An 11,027-nucleotide genomic window follows, 5' to 3' on the forward strand; every position below is an offset into this window, starting at 1 on the left:
ATTGAGGGAAGTGCTTCAAGCGTGGGTGCTCTTGGATTCCCCTTTTGTGTTGACGAGTAGCGGCTTTTTGTCAGGATTAGAGACTTACCTGTTTGAGCGCAGCGAGTTTGGTGAGTCTCCCTGACAAAAAACGCAACGCAGTGAAGCCGCAGGCCAACACAAGGGGTGCCTTTTTCTTTGGTTCGTTTCTTTTGGGCAAACAAAAGAAATGAACGCCCCGCGGCAGCGTTCCAAGTCATGGAACCAATGAGTTTTTTAGGCTTCGAAAAACTCATCGCAAGCCTATAACATTCACTAGATTCCCGCCTGCGCGGGAATGACAGCTTTTTATCAACACAAAAGGGCATAGTTGGTGCTCATCTCAAAATTTAGGTTCCTGCTTTAAAAATGAGATTGTTGGGTTTCACAAGCTCAACCCAACCTACCCTTGGAAATACACTGCATCTTTATCATCTTGCCTTTTATCGCATCCACCCCAATATAGGTTTAATATGCTTAAATAAAGCTGTGAAGTCAGTCAGTTGGAGGGTGTTATGGCTGGAGGATGGTCTAAAGATGGTGCGGTGCAGGATCAAATTGATGCCAGTGTTGAGGATGGTGTTCAACAGGCACGTTCCCGCTTACCTAAAGGCGAAAGCCTGACGCATTGTGAAGAGTGTGAAAAGGAAATCCCCCAGGCACGTCGTGAAGCCGTGCCGGGCGTTCGACTTTGTGTGAAATGTCAGGAAATGATCGATAAGGAAGACAAGGCGTTTAATCTGTTTAATCGGCGTGGCAGTAAGGATAGTCAGCTACGTTAATTCGCGTATTTTATTCGCTATAAAAAGAGCACTTCGGTGCTCTTTTGCTTTTCAGTATTCAACTATGTAAAGCTGTAATGTGGATTCACTTAAGTAATTCACAACAATTTGATACCGGCCGCTTTAAAGTCATTCATAGAAAGTCTGAATTTATCTGGCTACCAATTTGAGAAATATAAAATGAAAAAATTATTACTGGCATTACCTTTTATTTTTGCTGCACAACAGACCCTGGCGATTGATGAGCAGGATGAACAAAACTATACATCAAACTACACCACCCAATTAAAACCAATGGTTATAAAGCAATTAAATGCTGCCAGACCGGAAATGACTGAAGCAGCGGTTGAGTCAGAAGCCAATGCTTATGTCACCAGAATGGCAAGTTGTCAGTTGAAGGCTTTAAAAGACTTCCCTGAAGTATATCGTGATAAAGCCATTTTACCGGTGACTCAAGGGGCTGATATTGCTCAGACCACTCAAGAGTTGAATCAAACTATTCTGCAGGATATCGAAGCAGGTAAACTGACTAAAGATCAGGCAACACGAATGGTTGTAAATGCACAGGAAGCTGTGCAGATGTGTATGAATTCGTAAATTCAGCTAGCAACAATCATTATAAAAAAAGGGCCTTTCGGCCCTTTTTGGTTTATGCGGCAATGCCGGTATGTCTTAACAGTGCATCAATCTGTGGTTCGCGGCCACGGAACTCAATAAACAGTTCCATTGGTTCACGGGAACCACCCTGTTCAAGAATGGCTTCGAGAAATTCCAGACCGGTTTGCCGATCAAAGATACCCTTCTCTTCAAACTTGGAGAACGCATCGGCTGACAGCACTTCTGCCCATTTGTAACTGTAATAACCAGCGGCATACCCCCCGGCAAAGATATGAGCAAAGCTATGAGCAAAACGGTTGAACTTGGGTGGTTTGACCACGGTGACTTCATTACGCACCTGTTCCAGAATTTTTTCGACCTGATTCGGCTCATTCGGATTGAATTCGAGATGCAGACGAAAATCAAATAACGAGAATTCCAGCTGACGCAACATCATCATTGCCGATTGGAAGTTACGTGCCGCCAGCATTTTGTCGAACAAATCATCAGGCAATTTTTCACCGGTTTGGTAATGACCTGAAATCAAATCCAGTGCTTCACGTTCCCAGCACCAGTTTTCCATAAACTGACTTGGTAATTCGACCGCATCCCACGCCACACCGTTAATACCGGACACCCCAGCATATTCAATTTTGGTCAGCATATGATGCAGGCCATGACCAAATTCATGGAACAGCGTAGTCACTTCATCATGGGTAAACAAAGCCGGTTTATCGCCAACTGGCTCAGAAAAATTACAGGTCAGAAATGCCACCGGAATTTCAATACCTTCGGCAGTACGACGGCGAGCCTTGCATTCATCCATCCACGCCCCACCTCGCTTATGCTGACGGGCATATAAATCCAGATAGAACTGAGCACGCACATTGCCATCCTCAGCAACGATTTCAAAGAAACGGACGTCTTTGTGCCAGACATCCACATCCTTGCGCTCCCGAATATCCAGTCCGTATAAGCGATTGACCACGGCAAACAGGCCATTCACCACTTTGTCTTCCGGGAAGTAAGGTTTTAATTCTTCCTGTGAAATTGAATAACGCTGCTGACGCAGTTTTTCAGCAAAATAGGTGACATCCCAGGCTTCGAGTTGATCCTGATCGGCAGTTGATTTAGCAAAGGCGCGTAATTCGGCATATTCCTGCTCGGCAATGGGTTTGGAGCGCTTGGCTAAATCCTGCAAAAAGTCGAGAACCTGTTGCGGTGATTGCGCCATTTTGGTGGCCAAAGAACGTTCGGCGTGATTGGCAAAACCCAACAGGTTAGCTAATTGATGACGCAGGTTCAAAATATCCAGCATCACTTCAGTGTTATCCCATTTGCCAGCATTCGGGCCCTGATCGGAAGCCTTGGTGGCAAACGCGGTATACATTTCTTCCCGCAATTCACGATTATCAGCGTAGGACATGACTGGCATATAAGAAGGAAAGTCCAGCGTAAACAGCCAGCCTTCCTCACCTTCACGTTTGGCCATTTGCTCAGCCATTTCAATAGTCGATGGCGGTAAACCGGATAATAATGACTCGTCAGTGATCAACTTGCGCCATGCGTGGGTCGCATCCAGCAGATTTTCTTCAAATTTGGCGGTGCGCTCTGTCATTTGCTGTGACAGTTTTTTAAACTCATCACGTTGCTGCTGATCCAGCTCAACACCCGACAGGCGAAAATCGCGGACCGCATTATCAATGACTTTTTTCTGGGCGGTATCCAGTTTCTGGTACTCAGCACCTTCAGCAATGGCTTTATAGGCTTGATACAACATTTCGTTCTGACCCAACTCAGTCGAAAACTCGCTGAGTTTTGGCAGGCAGGCATTGTAGGCCTGACGCAGCTCTTCTGAGTTGACCACCGAGTTCATATGGCTGACCGGCGACCAGACGCTGTCAATCAGGGCATCCATATCTTCCATTGGCTGTACCAATGAATCCCATGTCGGCTCTGAAAGCGTGCTCAAAATAGTGTCAATCTTATTGCGTGCAGTGCTCAACGCATGATCAATAGCCGGCTCAACATGCTCTGCTTTTATTGCGGAAAATGGCGGTAAACGGTGATTTTCCAATAATGGGTTGCTCATAATAATGTCCTGATTAGGTTCGGTATCGCCCGCAGTGTAGCGCGTGAAGTTACTGTCATGGTAACGCAACAAAACAGTCATCACACTGCAATATCTAATAGATAAGGTTTGCTCAGAATTTTAAGTGAAAGAGTGCCTTATGCAAACACAACTAAGTCACAAGCAAAAGCTGAAAGTTCGCACTGTGTTCATTTCGGATATCCATCTTGGCTTCCGAGGCTGCAGTGCCGAGCTCCTCCTTAACTTTTTACATAATGTGGAATGCGAATATCTTTATCTGGTCGGCGATATTATCGACGTCTGGGAAATGAAAAAGCGCATGTACTGGCCTCAGGAACATAATAACGTTGTTCGCACGTTGCTGGGTAAAGCCAAACACAATACCAAGGTCATATTCGTCCCAGGTAATCACGATGAGATTTTGCGGGATTATGATGGTGCTGTGTTCGGTAATGTGCAGATTCATAATGAAATCATTCATACAACAGCCGATAAACGTAAGTTATTAATCATTCACGGCGATCAATTTGATAGCGTGGTAAAAATTTCGCCGATGCTGGCAAAAATTGGCAGCCGGCTCTATGAATTCTTATTACGCGCCAACCGCTGGGTAAATTACTTCCGCCGTAAGATGGGCTTCACCTATTGGTCACTGGCAGCGTTTTTGAAACATAAAGTTAAAAATGCGGTGCAATACATCAGTAATTTTGAAGAAGCTGTGGCCCATGAAGCATCTAAACAAGGCGTTGATGGTGTGGTTTGTGGACATATTCACCGTGCAGAAATAACCCGTATACAGGATATTGATTATTACAACTGTGGTGACTGGGTTGAGAGCTGTACGGCTTTGGTGGAGCACCCTGATGGTCAGATGGAAATCATCCCCTGGGCAGAGCTATTTAATCAGCAAGTTTTAATTGCCAAAGCCGCTTGATGAAACTGGTGATTGTTACCGATGCCTGGGAGCCTCAGGTTAACGGGGTTGTGCGAACTCTGGGGAAAACCCGAGACCATCTGCAGGAAATGGGCTATGACGTCACCATGCTCACACCGCTGAATTTTAGAACGATTCCCTGTCCCAGTTATCCGTCTATTCGTCTGGCATTAATGCCTTACCGAAAACTGGCTAATATGCTCGACAATCTGCAAGCCGATGCAGTGCATATTGCCACTGAAGGTCCTTTAGGCATGGCAGCAAGACGTTGGTGTCTTCGTCATAACATTCGTTTTACCACATCATTTCATACTCAGTTTCCCGAATATCTGCGTTTGCGTTTACCGATTCCGCTTAGTTGGAGCTATGCCTGGTTAAGACGTTTTCATCGCCCGGCGTTGCGAACACTGGTCCCAACTATTTCACAACAGCAACGCTTGCAACAATATGGATTTCAGGATGTGTATGTATGGGGACGAGGCGTGGATACAAAGATATTTACCGCGGATAATCCCCAAAATTATGACTTACCCCGCCCGGTTTTTATTAATATGGGCCGGGTTGCAGTTGAAAAAAACATTGAAGCCTTTCTGGATTTGGATTTACCGGGCAGTAAAGTAGTAATTGGCGATGGTCCCGACCTGGAGATGCTGCAAAAACGCTATCCTGATGTGATTTTTACCGGTGCCCGGTTTGCTGAAGAACTGGCTGCCTATCTGGCAGGTGGAGATGTTTTTGTTTTCCCGAGTCAGACCGATACCTTCGGCTTGGTGATTCTGGAAGCGATGGCTTGCGGTCTGCCCGTAGCCGCTTTTCCGGTCACTGGACCTAAAGACATTATTATTCAGGGCAAAACCGGTGAGCTGGATTGGGATCTGCACAAGGCGGCGTTAAATGCGCTGAATCTGCAAAAAACGGATTGTATTGCTTATGCACATGAAAATAGCTGGCACAAATGCAGCGAAGTATTTTCCAGTTATATGTATAACAACCATCTGGAAAGTCAGGTTAAAACTGCGCAAATGCTCGGCCAGAAAAGCGGATGAACATTCCTTTTGCTGTTGCAAAGTGACAACACCATCATACTTTCTTGGTATTGGCACAACAGATCACTTGATTAGCCTGGAACTGCCGTGAGATTATTCTCGGTAAATTTGTTTCAGGGAATGCCGCAATGTTCGATCTAAAAGTTTTTTTCAGACTCAGCCTGCTCGGTTTAGTCGTGCTGTTTACAGGTTGTGCCACCGTACAAACGCCTGATGAACGTGATCCTTATGAAAGCTATAACCGGGCTATGTATCAATTTAACGATACCGTTGATCGGGCAGTGTTAAAACCTGTTGCCAAGGGTTACGATGCAGTTGTTCCCGATGCGATTAGCTGGGGCGTCAGCAATTTCTTCAGTAACCTGAATGATATTACAGTCGCCATTAACAGTCTGTTGCAAGGCAAATTTAACCAGGCAGCTGATGATACCGGCCGTTTTCTGTTAAACAGCACCGTTGGTGTGGCAGGTATCTTTGATGTCGCCGGTCATGCTGGTAACAAGAAACGTAACGAAGATTTCGGTCAGACACTGGGAGCCTGGGGTGCTGAACCCGGCGCTTATATCGTATTACCGTTTTTTGGCCCCCGCACTGTGCGTGACTCATTTGGTTTAGTTGGCGATATGTTTACTGATCCGGTGATGTATGTTGAAGGTCCGGGTGCACGTAACGCATTTGCAGGAACACGTTTAGTGGATACCCGTGCCAATCTGCTGAAGTCAGAACGGGTTTTGGATGAAGCCACTGATGATGAATATGCATACGTTAGAAATGCCTATCTGCAGCGTCGTCAATATCTGGTTCACGATGGTAACCCGCCAGAAGATGATGACTTTGATCTGTTTGATGACCAGTAATACATCGCGACATTACAGATCGCCATCGTTATAATAAAAAGAGCCGGATTCAGTCCGGCTCTTTTTGTTTTCAAGGTACCATGATCGGCTATTAAATGACTTCTTTTCTATTTATATGCGCCATTGTCAGTGGGTTTATCCTACTGATCTGGGGAGCGGATAAATTTATTGATGGTGCGGCAGGCATTGCATCGAACCTGGGTGTTGCTCCCTTAATTGTCGGCTTGACTATCGTTGGTTTTGGTACCTCTGCTCCAGAAATGATAGTTTCCGCATTCGCCGCATTTGATGGTGCTCCTGCCCTGGGTATTGGTAATGCTATTGGCTCCAATATCAGCAATCTTGGACTGGTTTTGGGCGTCACGATTCTGGTCACTCCTCTGGCGGTTCACTCCATTACCTTGAGAAGAGAATTTCCGGTATTAGTCTTTATCATGTTTCTCTCCCTGCTGTTATTACTCTGGGATATGGAACTGGATCGGGTTGATGGCCTGATTCTGTTTACTGGCTTCATTTTGACGCTAGGTGGCATGGCCTGGCTGGCCGTTAAAATTGCTCAGGACGATCCGCTGAAAATTGAATTTAGCCAGGAATATCAGCAGCCAAAACGCTCACTGAAAAAATCCATCATCCTTTTTTTGATTGGATTAATTGCCTTATTGGGCGGAGCTAAACTCTTAGTCTGGGGAGCAACTGGTGTCGCGCAGTTATTGGGCATTAGTGATTTGGTGATTGGCTTAACCGTCGTTGCCATTGGCACCAGCCTGCCAGAATTAGCCGCCTGTATTTCTTCTGCTCTGAAAAATGAACATGATATTGCGGTTGGTAATATTCTCGGTTCAATTATCTTTAATCTGCTTGCTGTTCTCGCCATGCCGGGTCTGATTCATCCATCTAAAGTGGATTCACTACTGCTAACCCGCGATTTTAGCTTTATGATTGGCCTGACAATCGTGCTTTATCTATTTGCACGATTTTGTTTAAAAGGCCGATTGGGACGTCCGGTTGGTTTATTATTACTGCTGGTTTATACAGGCTATATAAGTTTGCTGGCCTATCAAGGTGTACATATCGGTATATGAAAATAGATTCGGATAAATTAAAACAGCTGGCACTGGCAGTCATCGATACCGAGCTGGAGTCCGTCAAGTTGCTCCGCGATAGAGTTGATGATGATTTTGTTCGTGCGTGTGAATATCTACTGCAATGTCAGGGGCGAATTGTGGTAATTGGTATGGGTAAGTCAGGCCATATCGGCAGTAAGATTGCCGCCACATTAGCCAGTACCGGCAGTCCGGCATTTTTTGTGCATCCTGGAGAAGCCAGTCATGGTGATTTAGGCATGATCACTGACAAAGATGTGGTTCTGGCATTATCCAATTCCGGTGAAACGGCCGAGATACTGACCATATTGCCATTGATTAAACGACTGGGTGTGCCATTAATCACCATGAGCGGTCGGATGGACTCAACACTTTCGTTATGCGCTGATGCCACTATCAACGTCAGTGTTAAAAAAGAAGCCTGCCCGCTGGGATTGGCCCCGACATCCAGCACTACCGTCGCGTTAGTGATGGGGGATGCACTGGCCATTGCGTTATTGGAAGCCCGTGGTTTTACCGCTGAAGATTTTGCCCTTTCACACCCGGGCGGCAATCTTGGTAGACGGTTATTATTACGTGTCAGCGACATCATGCATACCGGCGCAGCTATCCCTAAAGTAAATAAACAGGCATTGCTGCGTGAAGCGCTGATTGAAATGTCAGACAAAAGCCTGGGCATGACCGCCGTGGTGGATAATGATGACAAACTGGTGGGGATATTCACCGATGGTGATTTACGTCGAGTACTGGCACAGGAAGTGAATATTCTGACCGCACCGCTGCAGGAACATATGACACAGCATTGTAAAACGGGTCAGTCAGAGATGCTGGCGGCGGAAGCTTTGCAGATGATGCAACAATATAAGATTAACGGTCTGCTAATTACCGATGACAACCATAATTTAACTGGCGCGTTGAATATGCACGACTTATTGCGTGCTGGCGTAGTCTGATTTTCAGGAAATAAACAATGCAAGATATAACGGCTCGTGCCAAACAAATTAAGCTGGTGATTTTTGATGTGGATGGTGTGTTGACTGATGGCAGCATCATCATTGGTGATGATGGTGAGGAACATAAGGCATTTAATTCGCGTGATGGTCATGGCATGAAACTGCTGCAATACACCGGTGTCGATATTGCTATTATCACTGGGCGTACTTCCAGAGTGGTTGAACATCGTATGCAAAGTCTTGGAATTAATCTGGTTTACCAGGGACAAAAAGTAAAGCTGCCAGCCTTTGAGGAACTGTTAAAAACCCTTAAGCTGAAACCGGAACAATGTGCTTATGTAGGTGATGACTGGGTGGATTTGTCCATCATGAGCAGAGTCGGTTTAGCGATAGCCGTCCAGGATGCTGATGCTGTGGTGAAAAAACATGCGCACTGGATCACACCGTCCATGGGTGGCCGAGGTGCTGCCCGTGATGTATGTGAATTAATAATGGAAGGACAGGGAACCCTGCAGGACCAAATTGAACGCCATTTTTAACATTCCAATTTATCTCAAACTTGCTTTACTGCTGGTGGCGGGGATCAGTCTGTGGATGTTGATTAGCAAGCCTGAAGCGCCAAAAACTGAATCCGCCATACACTACAGCATCGATTTTGGCATGACTGATTTCAAGATGACAGTAATGGATATCAATGGCAAACCTTCTCGGGTAATTACCGGGGAAACGCTTTATCACTATCCAGAGAATGATAGAACTGAAATTTTCACTCCAAACACCCTGTTTATCGCACCGGAAAACAATGATTGGATCATTGAGTCAGACCATGCAGAAACTCAGGGTGAAGGTGAGAACATTCTTCTCACCGGCAATGTTATTATTACCAACAAAGACCAACCGGAAATACAGTTATTAACTGAAGTTCTGAATCTGGATACTGTCAACAACACGGCATATACCGATCAGCCGGTGACCATGAAATCGCCACATGGCGATACCCATTCAGTGGGTTTTCATGCCGCTTTACAAGAAGAAACTATTAATCTGCACTCTAGGGTGAGAGGACAATATAATGCGCCACCTGTTAATTAATCTGCTTTGGGGAATCATGATCATCCCCTCAATTGCCCTCGCCTTACCGAGTGATCGGGAGCAACCGATAAATATTGAAGCAGATCACGCGCAGCTGGATGACGAAACCGGTGTCACGCAATATAAAGGCGATGCCATACTGACACAGGGCACTTTACGTATCGAAGGTGATGTCATAACTTTTTTCTATGATGAGAACCGCGAATTGGAAAAAGCCATTGCCGAAGGCAACCTTGCCACTTATGAACAGGTACATAAGGAAGGCGATAAACCGGTCAAAGCGAAAGCCCTGCAGATGGAATACCATGCCAGCAAACAACGTATCTTTCTGGTCGGCCAGGGTTATGTCTGGCAGTCAGGCGATGAATTCCGTGGCAATCATATCGAATACGATATCGACAGAAATATTGTTATTGCCAACTCAAGACCGGTCGAAGTCGATGGACAGCAACAGTCCAGTGGCCGCGTTCACATCACCATCCAGCCACCAGGCCAACGTGAAAAAAATAATCCTAAACCAGCAGAACCTGCTGTTGAAACAACTCAACCATTAACCGAGGCTCCTGAACAACAATCTGATATGAGCTATCCGACTGCGGTGACTCAGACCACTTTAAATGTCAGAACGGGGCCCGGAACACAATATGAACGACTTGGGGCATTTGTTGAAAACACTGAAGTGATCGTGCTGACCCGTCAGCCTGAATGGATACAAGTCAGAGGCATGAGTGGTGATAAAGCCATTATTGGTTGGGTCAGTGCACGCTACCTGCAAATGAATCCTGAATAATCACGGAATTTAAATGAGTCAGCTTTCTGCAAGGTCGCTCGCCAAGCAATTTGGCGATCGGCAGGTTGTTAAAAATATTTCCCTTGAAGTAAACAGTGGTGAAATCGTTGGCTTGCTTGGGCCTAATGGCGCGGGGAAAACCACCAGTTTTTACATGATTGTCGGGTTGATTCCAGTCGATCACGGCAGTATTTTTCTAAATCAACGAGATCTTACCCATGAACCCATCCATACCCGGGCGCAATTGGGTATAGGTTATCTGCCCCAAGAAGCCTCGGTATTTCGTAAATTGTCGGTGGAAGACAATCTATACGCCATTATTGAAACCCGGAAAAACCTCAGTATTGTTGCCAAAAAACAGTTACTGGAAAAATTACTCGAAGAATTCCATATTGGCCACATCCGCAAATCATTGGGCATGGCATTGTCCGGTGGTGAAAGACGACGTGTTGAAATTGCCCGCGCCTTAGCCATGGATCCACAATTTATCCTGCTGGATGAACCCTTCGCCGGTGTGGATCCGATTTCTGTTCTGGATATACAGGGCATTATCAAGGCATTGGCCGCAAGAGGTATTGGCATTTTAATCACTGACCATAATGTACGGGAAACACTGAGCGTCTGTGAGCGTGCCTATATATTCAACGAGGGTGAAGTGATCGCAAAAGGCAGTCCTGATGAGATCCTCCAGGATAAGCATGTTCTTAGTGTTTATCTGGGACGGGACTTTCGCCTATGAATTCACTAGGGCTTGTTGATCTTT

General features: G+C 45.7%; 12 protein-coding genes. 11 read left to right on the top strand and 1 reads right to left on the bottom strand.

Going from position 1 to position 11,027, the window contains the following annotated elements; genetic code table 11:
* The first annotated feature begins 533 nt into the window (after positions 1 to 533).
* Positions 534 to 800, top strand: a complete 267-nt coding sequence (locus B3M51_RS04740) for a DksA/TraR family C4-type zinc finger protein (protein ID WP_292479334.1) — start codon at positions 534 to 536, stop codon at positions 798 to 800.
* 180 nt (positions 801 to 980) lie between these two features.
* Complete coding sequence (locus B3M51_RS04745) at positions 981 to 1,397, top strand: hypothetical protein (protein WP_292479335.1); 417 nt, start codon at positions 981 to 983, stop codon at positions 1,395 to 1,397.
* 52 nt (positions 1,398 to 1,449) lie between these two features.
* Here the strand turns inward: B3M51_RS04745 and prlC are convergent, their stop codons facing one another.
* Positions 1,450 to 3,489 (bottom strand): oligopeptidase A, encoded by a 2,040-nt coding sequence (gene prlC, locus B3M51_RS04750; protein WP_292757222.1) that lies wholly within the window; start codon positions 3,487 to 3,489, stop codon positions 1,450 to 1,452.
* Positions 3,490 to 3,628: 139 nt separating this feature from the next.
* On the opposite strand from prlC, the gene B3M51_RS04755 reads away from it, so the two are divergent.
* The 9 genes from B3M51_RS04755 (at position 3,629) to lptB (ending at position 11,003) form a co-directional block, all read left to right on the top strand.
* Positions 3,629 to 4,423, top strand: coding sequence for a UDP-2,3-diacylglucosamine diphosphatase (locus tag B3M51_RS04755; RefSeq protein WP_292479337.1), 795 nt, complete (start codon positions 3,629 to 3,631; stop codon positions 4,421 to 4,423).
* Positions 4,423 to 5,469 carry a glycosyltransferase family 4 protein gene (locus B3M51_RS04760; RefSeq protein ID WP_292757193.1) on the top strand — a complete coding sequence of 349 codons (1,047 nt, stop codon included), beginning with the start codon at positions 4,423 to 4,425 and terminating at the stop codon, positions 5,467 to 5,469. The genes B3M51_RS04755 and B3M51_RS04760 overlap by 1 nt, the downstream gene beginning before the upstream one ends.
* Before the next feature lie 128 nt (positions 5,470 to 5,597).
* Positions 5,598 to 6,326 (top strand): MlaA family lipoprotein, encoded by a 729-nt coding sequence (locus tag B3M51_RS04765; RefSeq protein ID WP_292479339.1) that lies wholly within the window; start codon positions 5,598 to 5,600, stop codon positions 6,324 to 6,326.
* A 95-nt stretch (positions 6,327 to 6,421) separates the two neighbouring features.
* Complete coding sequence (locus B3M51_RS04770) at positions 6,422 to 7,408, top strand: calcium/sodium antiporter (protein WP_292757195.1); 987 nt, start codon at positions 6,422 to 6,424, stop codon at positions 7,406 to 7,408.
* The gene (locus tag B3M51_RS04775; RefSeq protein WP_292757197.1) at positions 7,405 to 8,382 is read left to right on the top strand and encodes a KpsF/GutQ family sugar-phosphate isomerase; all 978 of its coding nucleotides are present in this window, start codon (positions 7,405 to 7,407) and stop codon (positions 8,380 to 8,382) included. The genes B3M51_RS04770 and B3M51_RS04775 overlap by 4 nt, the downstream gene beginning before the upstream one ends.
* A gap of 17 nt (positions 8,383 to 8,399) precedes the next feature.
* Positions 8,400 to 8,921 (top strand): 3-deoxy-manno-octulosonate-8-phosphatase KdsC, encoded by a 522-nt coding sequence (kdsC, locus tag B3M51_RS04780; protein ID WP_292356442.1) that lies wholly within the window; start codon positions 8,400 to 8,402, stop codon positions 8,919 to 8,921.
* Positions 8,905 to 9,474: an LPS export ABC transporter periplasmic protein LptC gene (gene lptC / locus B3M51_RS04785; protein ID WP_292479343.1), complete on the top strand. Its 570-nt coding sequence runs from the start codon at positions 8,905 to 8,907 to the stop codon at positions 9,472 to 9,474. Before kdsC ends, lptC begins: the two co-directional genes overlap by 17 nt.
* Positions 9,455 to 10,264, top strand: coding sequence for a lipopolysaccharide transport periplasmic protein LptA (gene lptA, locus B3M51_RS04790; RefSeq protein ID WP_292757199.1), 810 nt, complete (start codon positions 9,455 to 9,457; stop codon positions 10,262 to 10,264). Before lptC ends, lptA begins: the two co-directional genes overlap by 20 nt.
* A gap of 13 nt (positions 10,265 to 10,277) precedes the next feature.
* Entirely contained in the window at positions 10,278 to 11,003 is a 726-nt protein-coding gene (gene lptB / locus B3M51_RS04795; RefSeq protein ID WP_292479345.1) for an LPS export ABC transporter ATP-binding protein, read from the top strand.
* Positions 11,004 to 11,027: the final 24 nt, after the last annotated feature.

This window comes from Methylophaga sp. UBA2689 (genome assembly GCA_002354555.1).
GTDB lineage: Bacteria > Pseudomonadota > Gammaproteobacteria > Nitrosococcales > Methylophagaceae > Methylophaga.